This is a genomic window from uncultured Phascolarctobacterium sp. (assembly GCF_937920985.1).
Taxonomy (GTDB): Bacteria; Bacillota; Negativicutes; order Acidaminococcales; family Acidaminococcaceae; genus Phascolarctobacterium_A.
The window spans coordinates 17,497-43,883 of sequence record NZ_CALDXR010000013.1 but is presented as its reverse complement, the minus strand read 5'-3'; the positions used below and the strand labels follow the sequence as shown (position 1 = coordinate 43,883).

Below are 26,387 nucleotides of genomic sequence, written 5' to 3'. Positions count from 1 at the left end.
CACAAATTTCACCCTTCCGAAACCCTTAAAATGCCGTATTCATGCGGTTTAACAGCACCACAGTTTCCACATGGCTCGTCATCGGGAACATATCCACCGGCTGCGCCACAATCGCCTTATACCCATGCTGCTCCATAAACGCCAAATCACGCGCCAAGGATGCAGGGTTACAGGACACATAAACAACACGCTCAGGCTGTACATCCGCAATCGCCGCCAGCACCTTCTGCTCGCAGCCCGCACGCGGAGGATCAACTACCACAACGTCAGGACGCACGCCGCCAGCCAACAGCTTCGGCAGCTCTACCGCTGCATCACCGCAGATAAATTCCGCATTAGCGCATTTATTCTCTTCGGCGTTCTTCTTCGCATTCTCAATCGCAGGCGTCACAATCTCAATACCATAAACCTGTTTGGCGTGACGCGCAAGATACAGAGAAATCGTACCGGTACCGCAATAAACGTCCACCACGGTTTCCTTACCGCTCAGCGCCGCAAACTCCAGCGCCTTATTATATAGCTTTTCTGCCTGCTCGCTGTTCACCTGGAAGAAGGCCTGCGCAGAAATATGGAAGCTCAGGCTGCCCAGGCTGTCCTTAATCGATTCCGGTCCGTACAGCACACGCGTCTTGCTGCCCATGACCACGTTCGTCTGCTTTTTGTTGATGTTCTGCACTACGCTCACAAGGCCCGGAACATGGCGCTTCAGCCATTCAATGAGTACGCCGCGGTGCGGAATATCATAGCCGGAGGTAATGATAACCGCCATCACCTCGCCGCTGTGCACGCCCACGCGTCCCATAATATGGCGCACGAGTCCCTTGCCTGTCTTTTCGTCGTAGGCGCTGATGTTATAATGCTGCATCCAGGTGCGCACCGTTTTCATAATCGCATTGTTCGCCTCTTTGGAAATCATGCAGGCATCCGTATCTACAACGCTGTGCGTTGCCGCTGCATAGCAGCCTATCTGCAGCACGCCTTCAGCGTCCGCTGCCGCCGGGAACTGCATCTTGTTGCGGTAGCTCCATGGCTCCGCCGCCCCCAACACCGGCAATGCCTCCAACTCCAGATGTCCGATACGGGTAAGCGCATCCTGCACCTGCTGACGCTTGCACGCCAGCTGTCCCTTATAGCTCAAATGCTGCAGTTGGCAGCCACCGCATTCCTTGTATACCGGGCACGCAGGCTCCACACGCTCGGCAGACGCTTTGACAATCTCCTCCAGTGCACCAACTGCATAGCTTTTCTTTACCAAGGTAATTTTTACGCGCACCTCTTCCTCAGGCAGTGCTCCCTTAACGAAAACCGTAAAGCCCTCGTACTTGCCTACGCCCTCACCGCTGCTGCCAAGACCATTAATCGTTAATGTAATATTATCACCCAGTTTTACGGGAATTATCTGCTTCATATATTTCCACCTGACCTTTTCGATTTTATTGCATATATATCTAATTATATCACAAAAACAGTCTGCAAAGAAACAGCAGCACACTAAGATAATGCTATGCATCAATACAAACGCTTATCTTACGTCCTAAATAACGCTTTGCATCTTTCCGGTGATTGTGATAAGTGTGCAACATTTTCCACAAAACTATATACTTTGCATATAACATAAGCTATAATTAAGTTAGGGACATTGAGTTTCCAGGTCTAAAAATGTTTCATTTTGCGAAAGGAGCGATGCACAATGGCAGTAAAATTTTTGAAATGTTCTATTTGCGGTAATATCGTTGGCCTGATTCAGGACGGTGGCGGCGAGCTTGTCTGCTGCGGTAAGCCGATGCAGGAGCTTGTTGCCAACACAGAAGACGCAGCGCAGGAAAAGCACGTGCCGGTTATTACCACCAGCGGCAGCACAGTACGTGTTGCTGTAGGCAGCGTGGAGCATCCCATGATTGAAAAGCACTACATCCAATGGATTTATCTGCAGACAACCCATGGCGGTCAGCGCTATATTTTAAAGCCCGGTGACAAGCCGGAGGCGGTCTTTGCACTTGCCGGCGATGCAGCTCCGATTGCTGCTTATGCATATTGCAACCTGCACGGACTGTGGGCAGCAAAGCTGTAACAGCTAATGCCTTACACTAACAAAATATGCCTCTGATAAGTGTCGGAATCTTGATTTGCTTTAACCTGGCTCAAGACTTCCGGCACTTATTTTATTTCTGGCAAAAATAAAACCAGCCTCCGATAATGCTATCTTCAATAGCATACCGGAGACCGGTTAAATTACAAAAACAATCACACGAGGTTTATAACGTTAAACCTCAAGGCTTGTCCAAAAAGCACAGTGGAAGAATTATTTTTCTACCCACAAGCCCTTTTCGTCTTTTTTGTAGCCGGCAAATTCGATTGCCAGCGCAGCCATAACCTTGGTTGCGTCTTTAATCTGTACGTTCAGCTCTTCTGCACGGATGAAATCATCGTGGCACATTTCGCTGGGGTTTTTGCTGGTCAGTAAAACGTATTCGTTTTGCATTTCTACAAGTGCTTTTGCTTCTGCATTAAATTGTTCCATTAGACTAAATCTCCTTAGCTTTTATTATTGTACGATAACGCTCAGGTCACCTACAGCATGGGTAATATCCTTAACTGCTGCCAACAGTGCCAGACGGTTGTTCTTCACGCGAACGTCCTCGTCCATAACCATAACGTCTTCGAAGAATTTGTTGATCGGGTCAACCAGCTTAACTGCTTCAGCCAGAACTGCAGCATAGTCATACTTGGTTGCTGCAACCAGCACTTCCTTGCTGGCTGCCATAGCAGCATTGTGCAGAGCGCCTTCAGCCTCTACAGCGAAGAGCTGCGGGTTGATAGCGGATTCCTCTTCAATCTTCTTGCACAGGTTAGCAACACGGGTTGCAGCCTGAATCAGTGCCGGAGCCTCTGCGGAAGCAACGAAGCTGTTCAGAGCCTTAGCACGGGCAACGAGATCGGTGAAGTCATCGTTCATCTGGTCAGCCAGAACTGCATCAACTACGTCGTAACGGATGCCCTGATCCATCAGCATGTTGCGCAGGCGCTGTTTCATGAACTCAGCAATCTGCGGTACGAGCTTTTTGGTATCCTCTGCCGGGATGTTCAGCAGGTACAGAGCGCCGGCAATAATCTTGTACAGGGACAGATGATAGTTGCCGTCCAGCAGAATGTTGATGATGCCCAGAGCCTGACGGCGCAGTGCATACGGATCCTGAGAGCCGGTCGGAGCCAGACCGCGGCTGAAGGTAGCGCAGATGTTGTCCAGCTTATCAGCAATACCGGTCAGACGGCCGATATCAGTCTTCGGCAGCTCGTCACCGGCAAAGCGCGGCAGATAATGCTCGTAAATACCCAGTGCAACCTCAGGTGCTTCACCGTCGAGCTTAGCATATTCACGGCCCATAACGCCCTGCAGCTCAGTGAATTCGATAACCATGCCGGTTACCAGGTCGCATTTGCACAACAGTGCAGTGCGCTCCAGCTTTTCTTTATCAACCTTGGCATTGATAGCCATAGCCAGCATATCAACAGCCTGTACCAGACGGTTGCTCTTATCATTCATATTGCCCAAGCCTTCCTGGAAGGAAACGGTTTTGAGTTTTTCCAGACGGTCAGCCAAAGATTGTTTTCTATCTTCATTGAAGAAGAATTCAGCGTCGCTCAGACGTGCACGCAGTACGCGCTCGTTACCGTGAGCTACAATTTCCAGATGCTCCTTACCACCATTGCGGACGGTGATGAACTTGTTCAACAGGGAGCCATCCTCTGCCAGTACCGGGAAGTAACGCTGATGCTCGCGCATCGGGGTGATGATGCATTCCTTCGGCAGGGTGAGGAATTTTTCTTCGAATTTGCCGCACAGAGCAGTCGGCCATTCTACCAGATAGTTTACTTCCTCCAGCAGGTCTTCATTGATTTCTGCATGACCGCCTTCAGCAATTGCCAGGTCGGTAACCTGTTGACGAATCAGTTCACGGCGAGCGTCCTGGTCAACCATAACATAGTTGTCATACATAACCTTTTCATAGGAATCAGCATAAGGGATTTCTACAGCGCCGATTGTGCCGATAGCAGCGGAAGCTACTGCGTTCTTAGCCTTACTCTTTACAGTGTCGAACAGAGCCTTGGCAGCATCGCCGATGGACTCATGAGCTTTAGCATTATCCAGAGCGGAAGGACGCAGGAAGCGATGACCGCGGCTGAATTTGCCAGATTTTACGCCGGTGATTTCAACAGGGATAACTTCATCACCGAACAGTGCAACCAGCCAGCGGATAGGACGGACAAATTTGAATTCATGGTCTGCCCAACGCATGTTTTTCGGGAAGTTCAGGCTGGTCAGGATATCCATTAATAAGCCAGGCAGCAAATCCTTAACCGGTTGGCCTGCCAGATGCTTAACAGCATATACATATTCATCACGGACAACGAGCTCTTTTACGTCAACGCCTTGGCCGCGAGCAAAGCCGATAGCTGCTTTGGAAGGAGCGCCGCTTACGAAAGCGATTTTTGCGGAAGGACCTTTAGCCTCAACAGTGCTGTCCTCCTGAGCCTCGGCAACGCCGCTGGCAATGAAGGTCATACGACGGGGAGTGCCATAGGTTTTAACTGCTTCGAAGGGAATGCGTAGCTCAGTCATTTTCTTTTCTGCCAAATCCTTTAATTGTGCCAGAATGGCAGGCATAAATTTCGCAGGAATCTCTTCTGTACCGATTTCAAAAAGTAATTTTTCCATTATTTATTCTCCCCTTTCTTGAGCAGCGGGAAGCCCATTTCTTCACGTTGTGCTACATAAGCCTTTGCACACAGGCGGGCCATCGCACGTACACGGCCGATGTAGGCAGTACGTTCACTTACGCTGATTGCTCCGCGGGAATCCAGCAGGTTGAATGCATGGGAGCATTTCAGAACGTAATCATAAGCAGGACGGATATAACCAAGCTCGATAACGCGCTTAGCTTCTGCTTCATATTTGTCGAACAGGTCAAACAGCAGCGCGGTGTCTGCTACCTGGAAGTTGTAGAAGGATTGTTCTACCTCGTTGGTGTGGAAAACGTCACCGTAGGTAACATCGCCAACCCATTGGATATCGAATACGTTTTCTACGCCCTGGATATACATAGCCAGACGCTCCAGGCCGTACGTGATTTCAACAGTTACAGGCTTAACGTCAATGCTGCCTACCTGTTGGAAGTAGGTGAACTGGGTGATTTCCATACCATCCAGCCAAACCTCCCAGCCCAGGCCCCAAGCGCCCAGAGTCGGAGATTCCCAGTTATCCTCTACAAAGCGGATATCATGCTCCTCCTGATGAATGCCGAGCTCAGCCAGGCTCTGCAGATACAGCTCCTGAATGTTTTCCGGAGAGGGCTTTACGATAACCTGGAACTGATGATGCTGGAACAGGCGGTTCGGGTTATCACCATAACGGCCGTCTGCCGGACGGCGGGAAGGCTCTACGTAAGCCACACGCCAGGGTTCAGGTCCGAGTACGCGTAAAAAGGTAGACGGGTTCATAGTGCCTGCGCCTTTTTCGATGTCATAGGGCTGTGCCATAATGCAGTTTTGGCCTGCCCAGAATTTTTGCAGCTTCAAAATAATTGTCTGAAAATCCATGTTTTACCTCCTATATTTGTTACAAAGACGGCAATGGCAGCAGCTTTGTCCGAAAAGCAAAAAGCACCCGCGTCCCCGTAACATAAATGTTACAGGGACGGAGTGCTTACAGCTCAAACTCCGCGGTTCCACCCTGCTTGACTGCAATTATCTGCAGCCCGCCTCAATCAATTTTCTTTTGCAGCTCCAAAGTGCCTTCATCTGCCTTTGCCGCCTTGCACTGTCACGGCTCGCTAAGTTTGCAGACTACTACTCTTCTTCTTAGCTTAACTGTTAGTATATAAAATGCTGCGCTATTTGTCAAGAGCAACCGGCAAGAAATACTAAAAACAAAAAGAGATATTGCTAAAAATTTGTTTATGTGTTATACTCACAAACAGAAGACAACCGTGTTGCAGGGTGGCGTTGCCCCATTCTTAAATAGAATGGAGGTGATGTCTATGAAGCATTTCACTTTTCAGGACCTAATGGCTTTTGGAATGTTCATTTTGGCATTGCTGACCTTTATTTTTCTGTTTTGTAAATAATGCGTGCATAGAAAAACCGCCCCAAAACTTTGCCGGTTAGCGGAGCGGATTTTTCTAAACCACTTACTTAAGGCAACCCACCTCTGTGGGCGGTTGTCTTTCTATGTTCAATATATCACAAAAGACTAGCTTTTGCAAGTAATACAGAACGAACTTACTTTTTTTTCACACCTTGACGGCGGTTGCTGCCTGTTTTGGGAGCCTTGCGCTTATCAGCAACAGCATTGCGTCCGCGCTTAGGTGCAGCAGGCTTCTTCTTTTTGGCAGCCACAGCGACGCGGCGTGCTACAACCTCACCTTCCAGGTTTTGGCGTTCCATCAGAATGCCCAGCTTATTTTCAATATTACGCAGCCATTTAACCTCGTCGGCAGTATAAAGCGTAATTGCTTCGCCCTCATTGCCTGCGCGTCCGGTACGGCCGATGCGATGAACATACCAGTCAACATCATGCGGAATATCATAGTTCACCACATGGGTTACACCTTCAACGTCCAATCCGCGGGCAGCCAGGTCGCTGGCAACAAGAATCTGGATTTTGGCATCACGGAAGGCCTTCATAACAGTTTTGCGTTTGGCAGGAGACATTTCGCCATGCAGCACGTCAACATTATAGCCCTGCATGCCCAGCCAGTCGCCCAGCTCCTTAGTACGCTCCTTGCTCATGCAGAAGACAATCATCAGATACGGGTTCAGGCGGTCAATGAGCGCTGCCACAGCCTTATTCTTATATTCATCGGTTGTTTTCAGGCAAACCTGCTTGATTTTGTCAACGGTAGCCTTGTCGGGGTTAATATCAATCAACGCGCAGTTTTTCGTCAGCTTGCGTCCCAGCTTGCGCACCTCTTCCGACAGTGTTGCTGAACAAAGCATCGTCTGATGCTCCGGCGCAGTCATAGCAATCAGCTCCAGCGCTTCATCCATAAAGCCCTGCTGCAGCATTTCGTCTACTTCGTCCAATACCAGGTAACGCACGCCGCCAAGGTCAGTATTACCCTTGCGGATATGGTCCAGCAGACGGCCAGGAGTACCAATCAGCACATGGCTGCGTCCCTCTAGCTTATATTTCTGCGTTTCAAAATCACGTCCGCCGGTAACAGCCAGCACCTTAATATCGCTTTCGCCCAGGATTTTTTTCATTTCGGTGGCAATCTGCTGTGCCAGCTCGCGTGTCGGCGTAATTACCAGTGCCTGCACGTAGCTTTTGGCAATGTCGATTTTTTCTGCCAGCGGTACCAAAAACGCCAGTGTCTTGCCTGTGCCAGTCTGCGCACGGGCGATTACGTCACGTCCGGCAAACAGCGCCGGGATAGCCTGCTCCTGTACCGGCATCGGCTTTTTGATGCCCATTTTCTGGAGCTGCTCTACAGTGTGCGCACAAACCTTTAAGGCTGCAAATCCATTTGTCATTTCACATTCCTCTTTTCCTTATAAATTTATCTTCAGACCTTATGGCCTTTTTTCTTTATAACTTTAGTATTATATCATAAATCAGGCAGGAACGGAAAGATGCTGTAAAGTTTTTCCAGCCAAAATAATTGCATCAGCCTGAAAAATATCCCTGCTTGTGATGGCTAAGGCTGTAATAACACAGCTTACAAAGCCAAGGCGCAACAGCGCCAAAAAGCCCCTGTCGGCAATTGCCGGCAGGGGCCTTGGCTTATTCAGCCTATTCGGCTTATATTTACTTTTACATTACGCCTCTAAAATAGTGGCCTCTTGTAGTACCGGGCAGATTTTCCGGTGCTTCCACCGCACCGCCGATAATCTTGCGGTACAGCGCCACAAGCTCGCCCAAGCGTGCTGCATCGTAATCACGTCCGTCAATTCGAAGCACTGCCACGCCTGCTTCCGCCATATGCTGTACATTGGCAGTCATCGAAAGCTCATGCGCGTTCAGAATATGCATACGGCAGAACTGGTCCGTCACAATCGGGAAGCGTGCATCCTTGCGGTCACCCAGGAACAAAGGCTCTGCGCAGTTAAACTTGCAGGCCCCCTTATCCAGCGCACCCAGGAAGCTGCCGCCTACGCAGTATTCGGAAACCATCATCTCCAAACGTCCCTGAATCATGCACTCCAACGGCAGCGGGCTGACGCTTACAAGATGCTCAACCTGCGCCATAGTCAGCTCCGGACTGAGCACTGCACCTACAGCGCCCTGCTCCTGCCAGAACTGCAGCGTCTGGCTGTTGAAGATGTTCAAAGACATGTCTGCCACCAGGTTGAGACCGACGTACTTCTTCGCCAAGGGCCACAAACCGTTGTTGTTGATATAAACAAAATCCGGCTGCAGCTCTTCCCACAATTTGAAGAGCTTATCGAAATATGCCAGCTGTGCTTCCTTGATGATACGCGGTGTAGCAAAGGCCAGCTGACGACCAGCCTTGCGCACCAGCTTGGCAGCCTTGGCATAATCCGCCTCAGACGGCAGCTGATGGTTGAAGCAGTCACCGCCGAAGAGAATACGCTCCGCACCTGCCTGCAGCGCAGCGTTGACCTTGTCAACGCTGTCGCAATGCACTACCAGAACGGATTCATGCTGTTTAGCCTTATGTGCATGTGGCACTAATTGCTCGCTGAAGCTGTGCACCGCTGTGCGCGCCGGTGCGAAGGCATTCAGACGCGCAGCGTCCAATGCTTCGCACGCCATACGGCGTGCTTCGTTCATTTCGCTCATCGGCACCATAACATTTTCATCATGCTCAAAGAGCAGGCTGTTCAGGAAATATTCTGTCGTACCGAGGCGGTCCAGCTGCTTGCGCACACCGGCCTCGTCCAGCGCACGCTTGCGTGCTGCCTCGACGATAAAATCTGTTTCGCCGTAGCCTACATTGCCTTCATCATCTGTCAATGTAACGGTCATCGGCTCGCCCAGACGCGCAGTAACTACAGCATCTACCGGAATACGCTTTTTGGCGTCCGGTCCGAAGAACTGCTGCGCATAGCTCATCAGTCTGCTGTCGAGCGTACGGAAAACGCGGTCATTCAAGCGTACTCCGTTAGGCACGTCAATCGTTACCTGCTGTCCGTGGGCAGCGCTCTGCACGCTATTGCCGCCGCACAGCATTTCAGTAACAGTGGTGCCCACACGTCCGCCGACGCTTACCCAAAATTCCAGTCCGTCGCCCAGATGCAGCTCCTTATCCAGCTTGATAACTGCCTTATTGCGGTTTTTGTCCAACTTCGCTACACGACCAATCAGCACACCGCGGTTGTTAGGACGGCGGTCGCTCATCATTGTGCGTCCGGGACGGCGCTCCAGATAAGCGGTGGTAAAGTCACGGTTGAAGATTTGCTCGATATTCGTCAAATCCTCCTCCGGCACGTTGTAGTCACCGGCAAGATAGCTGTCAATCGCACGGCGGTAAGCATCTACTACTACCGCAACATATTCGGGGCGCTTCATGCGTCCTTCGATTTTGTAGGACACAACGCCTGCGTCAATCAGCCGCGGCAAAATGCTCAAGGTATTCATATCCTTGGGGCTCAGCAGATACTGGCCTGCATCCTTGCCCTGCAGCATATCCTCATCCTTCGCGTTGAGCAGCTTATACGGCAAACGGCAAGGCTGGGCACAGCGTCCGCGGTTGCCGCTGCGGCCGCCGATAAGACTGCTCATCAGGCATTGTCCACTGTAGCAGACGCACAAAGCGCCATGAATAAAGGTTTCAATCTCACTGCCACGACTGCAGGCTGCGCCGATTTCCTTCAAGCTCAGCTCGCGCGCCAATACGCTGCGCTCCATACCTGCGCCCATAGCGAAGTCTACACCGCTGCTGTTGGTAATGCTCATCTGCGTGCTGGCATGCAGCGGCAACTCCGGCACAATTTTCTGCGCCAGACGGATAACACCCAAATCCTGTACAATCAGTCCGTCTACGCCCACGTTATTCAAAAACAGCAGGTAAGCGGACAAGGCCTCCAGCTCGCTGTCATCAACCAAAGTATTGACGGTAATATACAGGCGCACATGGTGCATATGCGCAAAATACACCGCCTTCGCCATTTCCTCTTCATCAAAATTGCTGGCATAGGCACGTGCGCCAAAGGCTTTACCGCCCATATATACAGCATCGGCGCCGGCGTTTACCGCTGCCTCCAATGCTTCCCAGCTGCCTGCGGGAGCAAGCAGTTCTATTGTTTTCTTTTCCATATATTATCTACCTTTCACGCACTGCTGCCTGCAGTCTTTCATATCTGGCCTGCAGCTCTTGCAGCTCTTGTACCAGAGCAGCATTTCTTTGCTGCATTTGCTGTTCCATGGCAGTATATTTCTCCTGCATCTGCTGCTCTGCCGCTATACATTTTTGCTGCATTTCCTGCTCCATAGCAGTACACTTTTCCTGCAGCTCCTGCTTCAAGGCAGCACATTTTTCCTGCATCTCCAATTTTTCAGCCGCCAGGTCAAGCGCAGTCCAAATAGCCAGCTTATCCGTCTGCAGCAGCTTTTTGCTTTCTGCCAGCTCCTGCATTCTTCTGTCTACCTCTGCTGCTATTTTCAGTACCTGCTCTTCGGAGGCAGAGGTCGTTAATGCATAGGTACTATTATATATTTTTACAGAAACTGATGCTTTCTCCATAAACACATCCTCTAGCTTATTCTGCGATAACGGTAAAATTAAAGCTTTGCAGGCTCAGCTTTTCCCAGGAACGCTTGTAATCCATGCGGATATTATAGGTACCAGGCTTGGTAACTGCCAGCACCAGAATTTCAACGCCGGGCACACCCATTCTTTCCTCGTCACCGCGCGGAATGGTGAACGAGCTGCCTACCTTGCTTACTGCCGGCGAGCTGCAGGCAAATTGCCAGCCGTAGCCGGTGGAAGGATTGCTGTCCAGCTTCAGCGCCATCAGTCCGCTTGCAGGCAGACGCAATGTTTTGCCTGCAGCCTTATCGGTAATTTTCGCCAGCTGCAGCAAGCGTCCCGCTTCGCCGATACGCAGGGAGGTAACTACATCCCTGTAGGGCACAAAGCTGCTATACGCTGCGTTCTTCTTGCTGCGCACAAACAAGCCCTCTTCACCAAAGAGCACATTATCATAATTACCCAAAGCTGCCTTTACGTTATCATTATCGACAAAGAAATCCGTAACCTCGAACTCCTTGCCGGTGGTCAAATCAAGATTCAGTCCGGCATATGCCTTGCGTCCGCCGTTGTCTGCCTCCAATAAAAGGCTCACCATACTCGGACGGTTCAGCATCACCTTATAGGTTACACTGCCCTGACCGCCTACCTCTTTTACCAGCTTAGCTGCAGCGTCGCGCACCAAAGCGTTGGCCTGTTTTTCCAGCTCTGCGGAATTACTGCCATCGATGTAGGGCAGCGTTGCCGCTGCCTTGCCGACAGAGGTCTGTTCGGTAAGCACCGTTGTCTGCTGGTCTGCCAATACCGGCAGCGATAAACATAAGCATAATAATGTTGTCAACAGGATTTTCATAGCCTGCAGCTCCTTTTCAAAAAACATTTCCCGGGACATATTAAGCTTCAATATGCCCTGTAAAAATTAAGCAGGAAGAAATCCCTCCTGCTTAATTAAAGCCATCGCGTTAAATTTAGCCGCTAATCGCTATTTTACAATCATAAACTTTTAATGTACTCCACAGCCTTTTCCAGACGTGCCAGAGTTCTCTCCTTGCCCAGCAGTACCATAACGTCAAACATACCGGGGCTTACGGTACGTCCGGTAAGAGCCAGACGAGTCGGATGGATAACCTTGCCCAGAGCCAGACCGTTATCGGCAGCAATCTTATTATAAGCTGCTTCGGTAGAAGCAAGATCATAAACATCATCAGCCTTAATTGCTGCAATACATTGCTCCAGTACAGGAATATTTTCTGCCTTGAAGTGCTTAGCCACACCCTTTTCATCATACTCTTCAACATCCTTGAAGAAGTAGGTGGAGGCATCAGCAACCTCCTGCAGAGTTTTAACACGTACACGTACAACGTCTACGAGCTTTTCAAAGTATGCTTCGTTGGCAGCATCGTTGAACCATTCTTCGGTTACCAGGCCATCTTTCACGAAGAAAGGCTTAGCATCCGGCAGAATTTTTGCCAGCGGCAGCTCGGACAGATATTGGCCGTTCATCCAGGTGAGCTTTTTGGTGTCGTAAATAGCAGCCTTTTTGCTCATCTGCTCCAGCTCAAACAGCTTAACGGTTTCCTCCAGAGTGAAGATTTCGCGCTCATCGCCGGGGCCCCAGCCCAGAAGAGTCAGATAGTTGATGATAGCTTCCGGCAGGTAGCCTTGGCTGCGGAATTCTTCAACGGAGGTTGCACCGTGGCGTTTGCTAAGCTTGGAACGGTCCATAGCCAGAATCATCGGCATATGACCGAACTTAGGCGGCTCCCAGCCCAGTGCTTCGTAAACCAGCAGCTGCTTCGGAGTGTTGGAAAGATGTTCCTCGGCGCGCAGTACGTGAGTCATGCCCATCAGATGGTCATCGACACAAACAGCAAAGTTATAGGTAGGAATACCGTTAGATTTTACAATTACGAAATCATCGAACTGATCCATGTTAAAGGTAACCTCGCCATGAATCAGGTCATGTACGGTAATGGTGCCTTCAGCAGGAATCTTGATACGGATAGAATACGGTTCGCCTGCAGCGATACGTGCTTTAGCCTCTTCTGCCGGAATATCGCGGCAGGTACGTGCATAGCGGAACGGTTGCTTAGCAGCGCGTTGTTTTTCACGTTGTGCAGCCAGATCCTCGGTAGTGCAGAAGCAGTAGTATGCTTTGCCTTCGTCCAGCAGCTGCTGAGCATATTTTTTGTAAATATCAAAGCGCTCGGACTGATAGTAAGGACCGTATTCGCCGCCGGCCTCCGGGCCTTCATCCCAGTTGATGCCCAACCATTTCAGGCTGGTAAGGATTTGGCTCACGGAATCCTCTTTCAGACGTTCAATATCGGTATCCTCGATACGCAGAATCAGCTTGCCGCCCATTTTGCGGGCAAACAGCCAGTTAAACAGCGCAGTACGCGCACCACCAATATGTAAATACCCAGTAGGACTGGGAGCAAATCTTACTCTGACTTCAGACATTTCATCGTCTCCTTACATTTTAATTACAAATATAGATTGTCAACCAGATTAATTATACAGCTTTACTGAAAAAAGTGCAAATATTAATCTGTCTTGTCGTCTGCTTTTATTTTTCTTCATGATTCAAAGAAAAAACATTTCTGAACGGCTTCGTTCATAGAAAACGTCTTTTATTGCTATTATTTCGCATTTTTTTCGTTTGTCTAACCGTCAATTTCGTATTATAATATTGTAATAAAGTAAACATAAAGGAGGATGCTTATGTGCCAAGCCCCAGATTGGTCTATTGGTGACCGCTATCTGCGTGAAAACGTTCCAGAGCTCGCCCCGTTAGTTACACGTTATTCGCCATGTCCGTTAACCCCAAAATCTAAAGAGGTTTATTTTACTACATTATTAACCGGTATAATTGCCCAACAGCTGCCGCCAAATGTCAGTCAGGAGCTGATGAAAAAGCTGGAAGCACTCACCGGCAATCCCATTACACCGCAGGCAGTACTGGCAACCCCGATTGATGCTCTGCTCGAAATCGGTCTTGTAAAGCAAAAAATAGATTACGTGCGCAGCTTTGCTGAAGCAGTCATCAATGGCAGCGTAACCATGGATAAGTTCGATGATATGACCGACAGCCAGATTACCAAACAGCTGATGCAAATCCGCGGTCTCGGTCAATGGACCATTGAAATGTTTCTGCTGCTGGCTCTGTGCCGCACGGACGTTGTTCCCAGCGCTGACTTCATCTTCAAAAAGGAGCTGCAAAAAATGCTCAATCTGAGCGAAATTCCTAAACGCGGCAAAATCAATACACTAACAGAAAGCTGGCGTCCCTGGCGCTCGCTCGCAGTGTGGTACATTTGGCAAAAAGCCAACGATTCCGAAAAAAAATAACGCTAAAAACAAAACCGTCCTTCCCAGTCTGCGATCATGCAGATAACGGGAAAGGACGGTTTTTCTTATTCTCCGAACACTATTTACTGTTCACTAATCACTGAATACTATTTCAGGCTGGCAATAGCAGCAGCAGTATCCTCAGCGCCATAAACATAGGAGCCTGCTACCAATACGTTGGCACCGGCAGCCTTCACCAGCTTGGAGGTTTCGGCATTAACGCCGCCGTCAACCTGAATATCTACGTTCAGGCCACGCTCGGTAATCATCGCATGCAGGTGCTCAATCTTCGGCACTACGCCTTCAATAAAGCTTTGGCCACCGAAGCCGGGGTTAACTGTCATCAGCAGTACCATGTCAACGTAAGGCAGAATTTCTTCTACCGTACTCAGGCTGGTAGCAGGGTTCAGTGCAACGCCGGCCTTCATGCCCTCAGCCTTGATCTGCTGAATGCAGCGGTGCAGGTGCTTGGTGGTTTCTACATGCACAACAATTTGGTCGGCACCGGCAGCCTTGAAATCAGCAACGTATTTTTCCGGATTTTCTACCATCAGATGGCAGTCGAAAAACAGATCGGTTACCTTACGGATTTTTTTCACTACAGGAGCACCGAAGGTCAGGTTAGGTACAAACTGGCCGTCCATAACATCGATGTGTACCCAGTCGGCACCGGCAGCTTCAATTTTTTTGATTTCATCCGCCAGATAAGCAAAATCGGCAGATAAAATTGATGGAGCAACTTTAATCATCATTTTCTTCCCTCTTTCTCTTGCAGCAGTTTCACCTCTGCTAACATTGTCAAATATGATTCATAACGGCTGGCAGAAATCTTTCCTGCAGCCACAGCATCCTTTACACCGCAGACAGGTTCGTGTGTATGCGTACAAGGACAGAACCTGCATCCTGCCTCATAATCGGCAAACTCGCGGAAGGAGGCCAGCACCATCTCGGCGTTCAGGCCCTCCAGCAGCAGGTTGCCGAAGCCCGGCGTATCCGCAATGTAGCCTTCATCAAACGGCAGCAGCTGCGCATAGCGTGTAGTATGCTTGCCGCGGCCGATTTTTTCGCTTACCTCGCCAGTGCGCAGGTCTACACTGCTGTCGATAGCATTAATTGTAGAAGATTTGCCTACGCCCGAAGGTCCGCCAAAAGCGCAGATTTTACCACGCAGCCGCTCTCGCAAAGCCTCCACACCGGTACCGTTCTGCGCCGACAGAGTATAAACCTCGTAGCCGATAGGCTCATAAACTGCCTTCACCTGCTCAATCAGGCCCGCAGGAGCGTTATCCTCCTTGTTGAGCACCAAAATTGCAGGAATTTTCGCCAGCTCTGCCAACGCCAGCAGCTTATCTGCCAGCAGAAAGCTGAAATCCGGCGCAGCACAGGCAAAGGCTGCTACAAATAAATCCAGATTAGCCAGCGTAGGACGCGGCAGAAAATTTCTACGCGGCAGCACACCGGTAATCATCCCCTCGCGCTTTTCGCTGCTGCTTACCTCAAAGCCGGCAATATCGCCTGTTGCCAGCGAAAAACGGTTTTTCTTCATTTTCCCCTTTACCTTGCAGGTATAGGGCTCGCTTTCGCCTTCTACCTTAAGGTAATAATAGCCATTATAATTTTTCAGGACTCTGCCCTGTAGCTCTGCCATGCTTACAGATTCCTTTCAGAAATGAGCTTGCCGTCACAGAAGAACTGAACCTTGGCATTGCCTGCATATTCCACCTTCTGACGCAGACGCACGCTGCCGTTTTGTGTACCGCTGTACAGTGTTGCCGTGCCATTGTCATCCGTCAGCACAATACGCACGTTGGCAGGCTTGCCGCTCGGTACGACAAAGTCAACGTAGGCGCTCTTCTTCTCGCCGCCGGCAGCCACCGTAATCGCTACGGCCGCGCCATCGTTAAGATTACTGCCTACACCCGGGTTGCAGGCCAAAACAACATTCTTCTTGGCACTGGCATCCTGAACCTTTTTGATTTCGCCCAGCTTCAGGCCTGCCTGCTCCAGCATACCCTTAGCTTCGTCAACAGATTTGCCGATAATATCCGGTACCGGCTTATCGCCTTCGTTAATTACCAAGTCGATGCCAGTTCCCTTAGGAGCCTTGTCCAAGCCCTTCGGCGACTGGCTGAGAACAGCGCCGATTTTGCCGCCGTCCACATGCTTGCGCGTCACCTTGCCGACCTTAAAGCCTGCATCCGCCAGCTGCTGCTCCGCCTTTGAGAGCGACATGCCTGTAACATCAGGCACAGCCTTCAGCTCTGCACCCTTGCAGATGGTCAGGATAATAAGGCTGCCCTGCTTACGTTTTTCGCCGGCCTTTGGAGACTGCTCCATAACAGTACCGGGCTTAAACTTATCAGGATCGCCGTATTTTTCCTCCAGCCCTACCTTAAACTGTTTTTCCTCCAGCAGCTTCTGTGCTTCAACTACCGTCATATTGGTAACGTTAGGCACCTCGATCTCCGCCAAATTGCGGTTGAAGATAAAGTGCGCTACCAGCGAAATTGCTACTACCGCAGCAGTAATCATTACTATCAGTTTGGTATAATTCAGCTTTTTCTTAACCACCGGTTTTTCATCCCCTGTTTTTTCGGAAGGCATTGCTTCCTGCTTTTCCTGAATTTTTTCCGGCTCTTGTGTTACAACCGGAGTTACCTGCTTCGGCGGCAGCTCACTGCGCACCGGCTTCATAATCACCGTAGCACCGTCATCAGGGCTATCGACAACATTGCCGTTGGACTTCACCGCGCCCAGCTCCTGATGATAGTCCTCGCTGCTGAACGGGAAGAGCTTCATCTTCAGGTTCAGCAAATCGCGTCGCATCTGTCCGGCGTTAGCGTATCTGTCCTCACAGCGCTTCGCCAGCGCCTTGTTCATAATCTCCTGCATGCCCTCGGGAACATTATCCATGTAGTCCTTCAGCTGCGGCACAGGCTTTTCTACATGCATCATAGCAACAGAAACAGCCGTTGTACCAACGTAAGGAACCTCACCCGTAAGCATTTCGAAGAGCACTATGCCCAAGGAATAGACATCGCTGCTGGCAGTAATCTTACCGCCACAGGCCTGCTCCGGTGAAATATAATGCACTGAACCCATCACCGATTTGGAATAAACCATTGTCTGGTTGGTGACCATTTTGGCAATGCCGAAATCGGCGATTTTCGGATTCATATTTTTGTCAATCAAAATATTCTGCGGCTTGATGTCACAGTGAATAATATTATGGCTATGAGCATGCTGCAGTGCATCGGCAAGTCGCACAGCAATTTCCAATACCGTGTTCAGGCTCAGCTTGTGCTCCTGCATGTATTCCTTCAGCGTCACACCGTCAACATATTCCATAACTATATACTGGTTGCTGCCCTCCGACACAACATCATAAATATTGATGATATACGGATGCACCAGACGCGCCGCGGATTTTGCTTCTCTACGGAACTGCTCCAGCAGCTCGTTATCCTCCAAGAACTGGTCGCGCAGCATCTTTACAGCCACATTACGGTCTAAAAGCTGGTCGTGGGCCAAAAAGACTTCGGCCATACCGCCATAGCCAATCGGACGAATAATCTCATAGCGTCCGTTCAAGATGGTCTTGCCATTTTTATCCATTACAGCTTTCCTCCCCCTGCGTAGTTAAATCAATCAGAATCAGGGACACATTATCGCGTCCGCCGTTGTCCAGGCTTTGCTCCAGCAGCTTATCCGCCGCCTGCTCCAAATCACTGCAGCCTATAAGCTGACTGATTTCAGCAGCACGCAGCATATCCGACAGTCCATCACTGCAAAGCAGCAGTCTGTCACCATCCTGCAGGCTGAAGCTGAAGAAGTCAGCCTGCACTGTTTCCTCTACCCCCAGGGCTTGCAGCAAAATATTGCGCTGCGGATGTACAAAGGCTTCCTCGTCCGTGATTTTTCCCTGTTCCTTTAAATCTGCTACCAGTGTATGGTCATGCGTCAGCTGCTCCAGCTTGTCGTTGCGGAACAGATACAGTCTGCTGTCGCCTACATGGCAGCAGTAGCCGTGCCCGTCCCCCGGCAGATAAAGCGCCGTCATCGTCGTTCCCATGCCGGAATAGCTTTCATTGCTCACCGCCATTTTGAAAACATGCGTATTGGCCTTGTCAAAGGCCTCCAGCATAACCTTACGGATATTCTGTTCCTCCTGCTCATGGCGCAGGCTGTGTGTTGCAGCCTCAAAGGCTTTGATAGTAGACCTGCTGGCGATTTCGCCTGCCGCATAGCCACCCATACCATCTGCTACAGCAAAAAGATACGGCTCGCGCACCAGCAGCGCATCTTCATTATTTTCTCTGACCAGGCCCACATGGGTTCTGCTGATTACCTGCATTATTTTTGCTCCTGTTCCTTGGCAAATTTAGCCCGCAGCTGACCGCAGGCTGCATCAATATCCTTGCCCATCTCCTTACGAACGGTAGCGTTAATCCTGTTTTTCTGCAGGATGCGCAAAAAGCGTTCTACTGCCGCCTTGGACGGACGCTCAAAGCCCTGCTCCGGTACCGGGTTAGCCGGTATCAGATTAACGGATGCCTGCTTATAGCGCAGGTAATTGCTCAAAAGCTCCGCGTCCTGCGGACTGTCATTTTTTCCCTTCAAAAGAATATATTCATATGTTATCTGCCTGCCGCTGGCCTTGCTGTAGCTTTCGGCAGCTGTCAGCACATCCACGAAAGGATAGCCCTTGTTGACAGGCATCAGCACCGTACGCAGCTCGTTTTTTACCGCGTGCAGTGAAATTGCCAGATTTATCGGCTTGCCCTGCTCCTCCAGACGCTTGATGCCCGGAATGATGCCGCAGGTAGAAAGCGTCATATTGCGGTAGCTCATGTTGCAGGTGTCCTTGCGGTGCAAAAAGTCCAGCGCCTGCAAAACGCTGTCAAAGTTCAGCATCGGCTCACCGCTGCCCATAACCACCACTCTGCTCACCATCGCGCCCTGCTCACGCAGGCGCTCGTTGAACAGGTAAACCTGAGCCACGATTTCTGCCGCCGTCAGATTGCGTACAGCGCCCTTCAGGCCGCTGGCGCAGAAGGCACAGTGCATATCGCAGCCGACCTGACTGGAAACACACACGCTGTAGCCGTAATCATGGTGCATCAGAACCGTTTCTACCGAATTGCCGTCAGGCAAGGCCAAAAGCAGCTTGCTCGTCATGCCGTCGGAGGAATTCTGCTCACGCAAAATTTTCAGACTGCGCGGCAGCACGGTAAATTTTTCCTGCAGTACGGCAATATCGGCCTTGCTCAGGTTGTGCATAGCGGCAAAATCAAAGATCGACTTTTGGTACAGCCATTGAAATACCTGCTTGGCACGGAACTTTTTCAGGCCTGCCGCCACAAATAAATCCTGTAATTCTTCTATTGGTAAAGCAAAGATATCTTGCATTTTCTTACCTCTATATTACTGCTTTTTCATCAGCTTACAGATATAAAAGCCGTCAATGCCGTCATTCTGCGGCAGAAGCTGCAGCTCCTGTACCTGCTCACCCGTCAGTGGATGCGTAAACTCCACACGCTGCCATTCGGGATGCTGCGTTAAAAACTCTTCCACCAGATAATGGTTTTCACTCTGCTCAATCGTGCAGGTGCTGTAAACCATGGTACCGCCATCCTTCACGTACTGTGCGGCATTCTTTAAAATTGCCAGCTGCAGCGGCGGGAACAGCTTCAAATCCTTGCGCTGCTTGCGCCAACGTGCTTCCGCACGGCGGCGCAGCACACCCAGACCGGAGCAGGGTGCATCAACCAAAACTCTGTCAAACGCGCCCAACCATTCGCTGCGCAGCTGCAGAGCATCGTTCTGCAGTGCTTTGACGCTCTTCATGCCCAGACGGGCAGCATTTTCGGCAATCAGCTCCAGCTTATGCTCGTGGATGTCGCAGGCGATAACCTCGCCCTTATCCTGCATAAGCTGTGCCACGTGTGTTGCCTTGCCGCCGGGAGCACTGCACATATCCAGCACGCGCATTCCGGGCTGCGGCGCCAGCACCGGCGCTACCAGCATAGAGCTTTCGTCCTGAATGTAAAAATGCTGCGGCAGTGCCGCCAGAAGTGTATGCAGCGACGGCAGATGCTCTGCCACAATGCCATAGGGACTCCATTCGGAAGCACGCACCTGCGCACCCATTTCCGTCAAATCAGCCAACAGCTTGTCGCGCGTAGTCACCAGCGTATTGGCACGCAGGCACACCGGCGCAGCTGTGTTATCAAATTCCAGCAGGCGTTCGGTGCCGCCGCGGCCCCACGGTCCCAGCCAGCGCTTCACCAGCCAGCGCGGATGGTAATACTTCAATGACAGATAATCTGCATCCTGCTTTTCGGCATCAGGCAGGACAAACGCGCCCGCCTCCTGCTTACGCAGCAGACCGCGCAGAACGCCGTTGACGAACTTGGCGCTGCCCTCATGGCTCACCGAGCGTGCCAGCTTCACCGCCTCATTTACTGCCGCCGACGCAGGAATGCGCGTCATATACAGCAGCTGGTAGGTGCTGATGCGCAGTATCGCCAGAATATCACCGGCCACCTTGTCCAGCGGACGGCTGACGCACTGCGCCAGATACCAGTCAAGCGTACCGCTGGCCTTCACCGTACCGTATACCAGCTCCGTTGCCAGCCTTCTGTCAAGGTCGCTCAATCTGCTGCCGCGCAGGTACTGGTTCAGCGCGATATTCGTATAAGCGCCGTCCTCCAGCACCATACGCACCAAAAGCGCCGCTGCTCCGCGGGCGCTCTCAGGATAATTTGCTTTTTGTTCCTTCCGCATGCTTTGTTTCTTCCTCATCATCTTCCATAAATGCTAAAATTGCTGCTTCCAGCTTATCAATATCTACCCGCGTATTAAAGCAGGGACCGAAGGGACGCTCGTTTAAAACGCCCAGCACCGGCAGCGGGAACACGTCCTGAATGCCGCTGGTCAGATCACGCTCGCAGGCCACAGCCACAATAGCCTTTGGTCTTGCCTGCTTTACCATCTGCCTTGCCAGGGTACCGCCGGTAGCTACGGCAAAATGGCAGCCATATTTGTGCGCCAGTCCAAGCATAGCGCCTACGCTGCAGCGTCCGCACTGACGGCAGTTCTCTACGTTACGGGTTATCTTATGTACGCAGGTATCCAGCTGGATACAATGCGGTGTTAAAATCATAATTCGATTGGCAGGCACCTTCACCTTATGCTGCAGTACCAGATTATTGCTGACCTCGATAAAGGACTGCTCGATGCGGTCACGGGGAATGTTGAACAAGCGTCCCAGTACTACCGCAAAGGGGAAAAGAATATTAATCGCCTTCCACGCCCAAAAATACAAAATCTTGAGTACCGGTATTCCCAACAGCGCCATAACAATTCCTAGCACGCCGCTGAGCATCGCCAACACTATAAGCACGCCAAAAAAACCAACGACTATCGGCAAAAACCGGCTGATTTCATAAAGCCCCGGAAAGGTTACCTTCCAGACAACATAAAACATCAACGCACCTAATACGGCGCTGATGGAGGTCAGAGCCATAAATATACGTTTTTTGGGCTTAAATACACTATCTTCGTTCATTAAAAGATTACTCCTTCAATTTACAGCCTGCTTCAGGCAAGCAGGTCGCCCTCCTGTACACCGCGGCCGTTCAGGAAAACCTGCGCCGGCATACGTTTTTTGGATTCGGGCTGTACCTCGGTGATTTCCAGTACGCCCTCACCGCAAGCAACAAAGAAGCTGTGCTTGCCAGTTTCGATAACGGTACCGGCAGCAGCAGTGCTGCTTTTGCCGGTCATTTTGCTGCCCCAGATTTTCAGGCTCTTGCCGTTCGGCAGCTTGGTAAAGGTGCTGGGTGCAGGGTTGAAGCCACGGATGAGGTTGTGCACCTCCTGCGCCGTTTTGCTCCAGTCGATATGCTCCATGCTACGGTCGAGAAGTGTTGCATAGGTGGCCTGCTCGTTATCCTGCGGTTCCGCAACGGCAGTACCTGCCGCAATCTTGTCGATAACCTGCAGCAGCAGCGCTGCACCCTGCTCACGCAGAACGTCATGCAGCTCACCCATCGTGGTATTTTCTGCAATAGGCACTACTACCTTGTCCAGCATAGCGCCAGTATCCATACCGATATCCATCTGCATAATCGTTACACCCGATTCCTTTTCGCCCTTGATGATGGCATACTGAATCGGCGCCGCACCGCGATACTTCGGCAGCAGGGAAGCGTGTACGTTGATGCAGCCGTATTTCGGCAGCTCCAGAATTTCCTTGCTCAAGAACTGGCCGAAGGCAGCTACTACAATCAGCTCCGACTGCAGCTCGTGCAGCAGCTCAACAAATTCAGGGGTTTTTACCTTTTGCGGCTGGTAAACAGTCAATCCCTGCGCCAGCGCATATTCTTTAACCGGTGTTTGCAGCAGCTTGTTGCCGCGTCCCTTCGGACGATCCGGTTGAGTTACTACCGCCAGAATTTCATGCTTACCGCTTTCGCACAGCGCCTGCAGGCTGCCGACTGCGAAATCCGGTGTTCCCATAAATACTATACGCATTTGTTTTCCTCCGTATATCTTTTTTTCATATCCCACTCAGGATTTATCTTACAGCATCCTCGGGATTTTCCTTCTGCTTAGGCGAAATGGTTTTAGCCTTGTCGATGAACAGAATACCGTCCAGATGGTCCAGCTCATGCTGAATGCAGATAGCCAGCAGACCACTTGCGGAAAGCAGCATGCGTTGACCGGTTTTGTCGGTAAATTCGCATTCCACATATTCGGAGCGCTCTACCTCGCCCTCGTAATCAGGCACGGAAAGACAGCCCTCACTGCCCAGCACCTTGCCTTCGCGTTTAACGATTTCAGGGTTAATCAGCTCGTACAGGCCTTCGCCTACGTCAATAACTACTACGCGCTTGCTTACACCCACCTGCGGTGCTGCCAGGCCTACACCGTCGGCCGCATACATTGTTTCTGCCATATCACGCAGCAGACGCTGCAATTTTTTATCTATACGCTCTACCGGTTGAGCTACCTCACGCAGCACCGGTGCGCCAGCAACCACTATTTTTAACTTAGCCATTTTTGTTCCTCCTTGTAGCTATTCCAATAGTTCATTATAACACATTACTACAGAAAAAAACAAATTCTCTGTGCAGGCTTCCTCATATATTTATGCCCAAACAGCAAAAGCCTTCTGCGTCAGGCGGATTTTTCCCGTCAACGTCAGAAGGCTTTGAAGCTTTTTAGTTATTTATTTTTTATAATTGTTTTTATCTACCATACGGATACCGGTATTCACCAGCTTCTGTGCCGGCTTGCTGCCATCTTTTGCTGCAGCAGCGGCAGCCATCACAGCCTCGTAGCCCATTTTGTACTGATTCTGTACGGCAACGGCAATACTATAGTTCTTGTCCTCCAAGCCCAGTAAAGTCTTTTTGCCAAGGTCAAAGCCGGTAATGGCAATATCCTTACGGCCTGCAGCCATTACAGCCTCAACGGTCGCATTGGTGGAGCCGTTGTTGCAGGCAATAATGCCTTTAACATTATGAGTATTTTTGATTTTTTCGGCAACCAGCTTGGCAGCGCCTGCATCATCACCATAGTTAATAATATAATCATGTTCGATTTTCCAGCTTGCAGGAGCAAATTTACCCCAGTTTGCCATAATGCTGTTCAAGCGGTCGGCAATCGTAGTGCTAGCCAAGGTGCTGACATGTACCAAAACTGTTGCCTCCTCGGATTCCTTAACGCCGTTAGCCTTCATCTGCTCTACCATCTGTTGGCAAACCTCGGCACCTGCCTCCAGGTTGTTGGTAAGGAAAGCTGCATCGTAATCATTGCTGCTCAATGCGGTATCAACCAAAAATACCGGCAGCTTCTGCTCGCGCAGAGTTTTCGCACTTGCCGTCATATTGGAGCTGTCCGCCGGAGCAAGAATTACTGCGTCCGCTTTTTTGCCGGGAAGCTCTTTGACCATATCGCGTTGCAGCTCCCAGTCGCCGTCCTTCATAACGCCGCCTACATAAACGTTAACGTCAGCCTTAGCTGCTCCGTCTTTAATGCCGCGGATAACCTCTTCCCAATAGTTGCCCTTCATAACCTTAAGTACGGCATAAACGTTTTTGCGTCCTTCCTTAATTTCTGTTACAGGCTCAAAATCCTGCTTAGTTTTGGCGTTCATAACCTTTTGTGTTACCGCGCCCTGTTGCGCATTGTTGCCGCCGCAGCCTGCAACGCCTACAAGCAGTAAAGCCGAGAATAAAACTGCTAACAATTTCTTCATACCCATACTATCAACCTCCGCTTATTTATATGAGCAACATTTCAAAAATTGCTCATATGTTATCAACAATATTGTAACACTTTTACAAGAAAAATCAAGCAATTTGTAATTTTTGTTTGTTTTACCCTAAACTCAATAACCACGTAAACATTAAATAATAAAAGACTCAGCAAGCATTATATTTATCACAAATCAAAGCTGTTTTTCCGCGTTCAAATCAAAGCTAAATATTATTTTTGTCCTCTTTCACTTCACAATAGCTTGCGTCAGGTAAAGATAACTTTACAAAAGCCTCTTTCTTCTCATCAAAGTTTGTGCTATAATCTTTTATTAAGCAAGCAAAAACTGACAACAGTACAGCCCGCTTTATGATAATTTAGGGAGGATTTTTACATATGCTGAACCAGGTTTCTTTATTCACCGAAAACAACGAGGGTGGTTTGTTCAAAATCACTACCATTCTCGCTAAAGCCAATATCAATATTTACACTATGCTGGCCAATGACAGTGCGGAATTCGGCATTGTGCGCCTGATTGTGGACAAGGCAGAAACTGCTATCGAGGTGCTGAAGGCAGAAGGCTACCAATGCCGTCAGGACAAGGTTATTGCCGTAGAGATGAACGATACTCCGGGTTATCTGGACGGAATTCTTTCCGCTATCCACGGTGCCAACATCGACATTTCTTACCTTTACATTTCCTTTAACCGCGACAATGTTAAACCAGTAGTAGTTTTCAAAACCAACGAGCCGGAAACTGCCACCTTCCTTATCGGTCGTGGCTACAAGCTGCTGGAAACATTTTAATAGCTGAGAAAGTTTAGAGGCCGCCTGCTGAAGCAGGCGGTCTTTTTGCATGCAAAAAAGCTGCTGCAGCCTTCGCCGCAGCAGCTCATACTTATCAGTTTACAATTCTTCCGCCAGGTCAAGCAGCAATCTTTCCGTTTTTTCCCAGCCCAGGCAGGGGTCGGTAATAGATTTGCCGTAAACGCCGTCATGCACGCCCTGAGCACCGTCCTCGATATAGCTTTCAATCATCAGGCCCTTGACGATTCTGTTGATGCCCGCGTTCAGCTTACGGGAATGCACAATATCCTTGGCAATGCGGATTTGCTCCAGATATTTTTTGCCGGAGTTAGCGTGGTTGGTATCCACAATAATTGCCGGATTCTGCAGCTGCCGTTCTGCGTACATATCAATAACGATTTTCAGTACCTCATAATGGTAGTTGGGGAAACTGTTGCCGATGGGATCAACATAACCGCGCAGAATGGAATGCGCCAGCGGGTTGCCCTTGGTGCGCACCTCCCAGCCGCGGAACAAAAATTCCTGCTCATGCTGCGCTGCCGCCACACTGTTGAGCATAACGGACAAATCGCCGCTGGTAGGATTCTTCATGCCTACGGGAATGCCTACGCCGCTGGCAATCATACGGTGCAGCTGATCCTCGCTGGAACGCGCGCCAACTGCGGCATAGCTCAACAAATCTGACAGATAGCGGAAAACCTCAGGATAGAGAATTTCCTCTGCACCGGTCAGACCTGTTTCTTCTACTACGCGCACGTTCATTTTGCGGATAGCGATAATACCGCCCAGCATATTCTCCTCACCCTCGGGAGAAGGCTGGTGCAGCATACCCTTATAGCCTACGCCGATAGTACGCGGCTTGTTGGTATACAGACGCGGTACGATAAAAATTTTATCCTGCACCTTTTCCTGCAGCTTGGCCAGACGATAAACATAGTCCAACACAGCGTCCTCGTTATCGCTGGAGCAGGGACCGATAACCAGCAAAAAGCGGTCATCCTTGCCTGTAAAAATATTCTTTATAGCCTCGTCACGCTGCAGCTTCAGCAGCTTAGAAGCCTTACTTACCGGATAATCCTCCATTAAGGCCTGCGGCGACGGCAGCACCTTGATAAATTCCATCTGCATGCTCATAAACAATTACTCCCATTAATCAATTTGCCGACACCAGCAGATTTTTTGCAACATTCTACCGGCATTAGCAGTGTTAAATCTTCTATATTGTAACACAAACTCTGTTTTTATACAATC

General features: G+C 50.1%; 23 protein-coding genes. 3 read left to right on the top strand and 20 right to left on the bottom strand.

The genetic code is table 11. The features are described 5' to 3' along the window. Positions 1–25: 25 nt before the first annotated feature. A complete protein-coding gene (gene rlmD, locus Q0612_RS02005; protein WP_298880094.1) occupies positions 26–1,408 on the bottom strand; it encodes a 23S rRNA (uracil(1939)-C(5))-methyltransferase RlmD in 1,383 nt (460 codons plus the stop codon). Positions 1,409–1,690: 282 nt separating this feature from the next. On the opposite strand from rlmD, the gene Q0612_RS02000 reads away from it, so the two are divergent. Continuing rightward, on the top strand, positions 1,691–2,071 hold the full coding sequence (locus tag Q0612_RS02000) for a desulfoferrodoxin (protein WP_293828873.1): 381 nt from the start codon (positions 1,691–1,693) through the stop codon (positions 2,069–2,071). Positions 2,072–2,302: 231 nt separating this feature from the next. On the opposite strand, the gene Q0612_RS01995 is transcribed toward Q0612_RS02000, so the two are convergent. From Q0612_RS01995 to gltX, 8 genes are all read right to left on the bottom strand, one after another. Beyond that, entirely contained in the window at positions 2,303–2,521 is a 219-nt protein-coding gene (locus tag Q0612_RS01995) for a hypothetical protein (RefSeq protein ID WP_009146335.1), read from the bottom strand. A gap of 24 nt (positions 2,522–2,545) precedes the next feature. Further along, on the bottom strand, positions 2,546–4,717 hold the full coding sequence (glyS, locus tag Q0612_RS01990) for a glycine--tRNA ligase subunit beta (protein ID WP_298880089.1): 2,172 nt from the start codon (positions 4,715–4,717) through the stop codon (positions 2,546–2,548). Further along, positions 4,717–5,598: a glycine--tRNA ligase subunit alpha gene (gene glyQ, locus Q0612_RS01985; protein WP_293828876.1), complete on the bottom strand. Its 882-nt coding sequence runs from the start codon at positions 5,596–5,598 to the stop codon at positions 4,717–4,719. The genes glyS and glyQ overlap by 1 nt, the downstream gene beginning before the upstream one ends. A gap of 681 nt (positions 5,599–6,279) precedes the next feature. Next, positions 6,280–7,533, bottom strand: coding sequence for a DEAD/DEAH box helicase (locus Q0612_RS01980; protein WP_298880083.1), 1,254 nt, complete (start codon positions 7,531–7,533; stop codon positions 6,280–6,282). A gap of 280 nt (positions 7,534–7,813) precedes the next feature. After that, the gene (locus Q0612_RS01975) at positions 7,814–10,279 is read right to left on the bottom strand and encodes a DUF3656 domain-containing protein (protein ID WP_298880080.1); all 2,466 of its coding nucleotides are present in this window, start codon (positions 10,277–10,279) and stop codon (positions 7,814–7,816) included. 7 nt (positions 10,280–10,286) lie between these two features. Next, on the bottom strand, positions 10,287–10,706 hold the full coding sequence (locus Q0612_RS01970; protein ID WP_298880075.1) for a cell division protein ZapA: 420 nt from the start codon (positions 10,704–10,706) through the stop codon (positions 10,287–10,289). Positions 10,707–10,722: 16 nt separating this feature from the next. Further along, positions 10,723–11,565: a protease inhibitor I42 family protein gene (locus Q0612_RS01965; protein ID WP_298880072.1), complete on the bottom strand. Its 843-nt coding sequence runs from the start codon at positions 11,563–11,565 to the stop codon at positions 10,723–10,725. 140 nt (positions 11,566–11,705) lie between these two features. Continuing rightward, complete coding sequence (gene gltX, locus Q0612_RS01960; protein WP_293725064.1) at positions 11,706–13,175, bottom strand: glutamate--tRNA ligase; 1,470 nt, start codon at positions 13,173–13,175, stop codon at positions 11,706–11,708. 261 nt (positions 13,176–13,436) lie between these two features. Between gltX and Q0612_RS01955 the strand changes: the two genes are divergently transcribed. After that, positions 13,437–14,063 carry a DNA-3-methyladenine glycosylase gene (locus Q0612_RS01955; protein WP_298880064.1) on the top strand — a complete coding sequence of 209 codons (627 nt, stop codon included), beginning with the start codon at positions 13,437–13,439 and terminating at the stop codon, positions 14,061–14,063. A 107-nt stretch (positions 14,064–14,170) separates the two neighbouring features. Here Q0612_RS01955 and rpe read toward each other — a convergent pair whose 3' ends face one another. From rpe to Q0612_RS01905, 10 genes are all read right to left on the bottom strand, one after another. Further along, a complete protein-coding gene (gene rpe / locus Q0612_RS01950) occupies positions 14,171–14,812 on the bottom strand; it encodes a ribulose-phosphate 3-epimerase (protein ID WP_367181679.1) in 642 nt (213 codons plus the stop codon). Then, positions 14,812–15,711, bottom strand: coding sequence for a ribosome small subunit-dependent GTPase A (gene rsgA, locus Q0612_RS01945; RefSeq protein WP_298880058.1), 900 nt, complete (start codon positions 15,709–15,711; stop codon positions 14,812–14,814). The genes rpe and rsgA overlap by 1 nt, the downstream gene beginning before the upstream one ends. 2 nt (positions 15,712–15,713) lie before the next feature. Beyond that, complete coding sequence (pknB, locus tag Q0612_RS01940; RefSeq protein ID WP_298880055.1) at positions 15,714–17,678, bottom strand: Stk1 family PASTA domain-containing Ser/Thr kinase; 1,965 nt, start codon at positions 17,676–17,678, stop codon at positions 15,714–15,716. Beyond that, on the bottom strand, positions 17,671–18,417 hold the full coding sequence (locus tag Q0612_RS01935; RefSeq protein WP_298880053.1) for a Stp1/IreP family PP2C-type Ser/Thr phosphatase: 747 nt from the start codon (positions 18,415–18,417) through the stop codon (positions 17,671–17,673). The genes pknB and Q0612_RS01935 overlap by 8 nt, the downstream gene beginning before the upstream one ends. Continuing rightward, positions 18,417–19,472 (bottom strand): 23S rRNA (adenine(2503)-C(2))-methyltransferase RlmN, encoded by a 1,056-nt coding sequence (rlmN, locus tag Q0612_RS01930; RefSeq protein ID WP_298880049.1) that lies wholly within the window; start codon positions 19,470–19,472, stop codon positions 18,417–18,419. The genes Q0612_RS01935 and rlmN overlap by 1 nt, the downstream gene beginning before the upstream one ends. A 15-nt stretch (positions 19,473–19,487) precedes the next feature. After that, on the bottom strand, positions 19,488–20,849 hold the full coding sequence (gene rsmB, locus Q0612_RS01925) for a 16S rRNA (cytosine(967)-C(5))-methyltransferase RsmB (RefSeq protein WP_298880046.1): 1,362 nt from the start codon (positions 20,847–20,849) through the stop codon (positions 19,488–19,490). After that, positions 20,818–21,633 carry a DUF116 domain-containing protein gene (locus Q0612_RS01920; protein ID WP_298880044.1) on the bottom strand — a complete coding sequence of 272 codons (816 nt, stop codon included), beginning with the start codon at positions 21,631–21,633 and terminating at the stop codon, positions 20,818–20,820. Before Q0612_RS01920 ends, rsmB begins: the two co-directional genes overlap by 32 nt. 32 nt (positions 21,634–21,665) lie before the next feature. Beyond that, positions 21,666–22,601: a methionyl-tRNA formyltransferase gene (fmt, locus tag Q0612_RS01915; RefSeq protein WP_298880041.1), complete on the bottom strand. Its 936-nt coding sequence runs from the start codon at positions 22,599–22,601 to the stop codon at positions 21,666–21,668. 43 nt (positions 22,602–22,644) lie between these two features. Continuing rightward, on the bottom strand, positions 22,645–23,127 hold the full coding sequence (gene def, locus Q0612_RS01910; RefSeq protein WP_298880038.1) for a peptide deformylase: 483 nt from the start codon (positions 23,125–23,127) through the stop codon (positions 22,645–22,647). A 171-nt stretch (positions 23,128–23,298) separates the two neighbouring features. Continuing rightward, the gene (locus Q0612_RS01905; protein WP_298880035.1) at positions 23,299–24,336 is read right to left on the bottom strand and encodes a substrate-binding domain-containing protein; all 1,038 of its coding nucleotides are present in this window, start codon (positions 24,334–24,336) and stop codon (positions 23,299–23,301) included. 389 nt (positions 24,337–24,725) lie between these two features. On the opposite strand from Q0612_RS01905, the gene Q0612_RS01900 reads away from it, so the two are divergent. Next, on the top strand, positions 24,726–25,136 hold the full coding sequence (locus tag Q0612_RS01900; protein WP_021719676.1) for an ACT domain protein: 411 nt from the start codon (positions 24,726–24,728) through the stop codon (positions 25,134–25,136). 99 nt (positions 25,137–25,235) lie between these two features. Here Q0612_RS01900 and Q0612_RS01895 read toward each other — a convergent pair whose 3' ends face one another. Further along, complete coding sequence (locus Q0612_RS01895; RefSeq protein ID WP_298880031.1) at positions 25,236–26,270, bottom strand: 3-deoxy-7-phosphoheptulonate synthase; 1,035 nt, start codon at positions 26,268–26,270, stop codon at positions 25,236–25,238. Positions 26,271–26,387 lie beyond the last annotated feature (117 nt).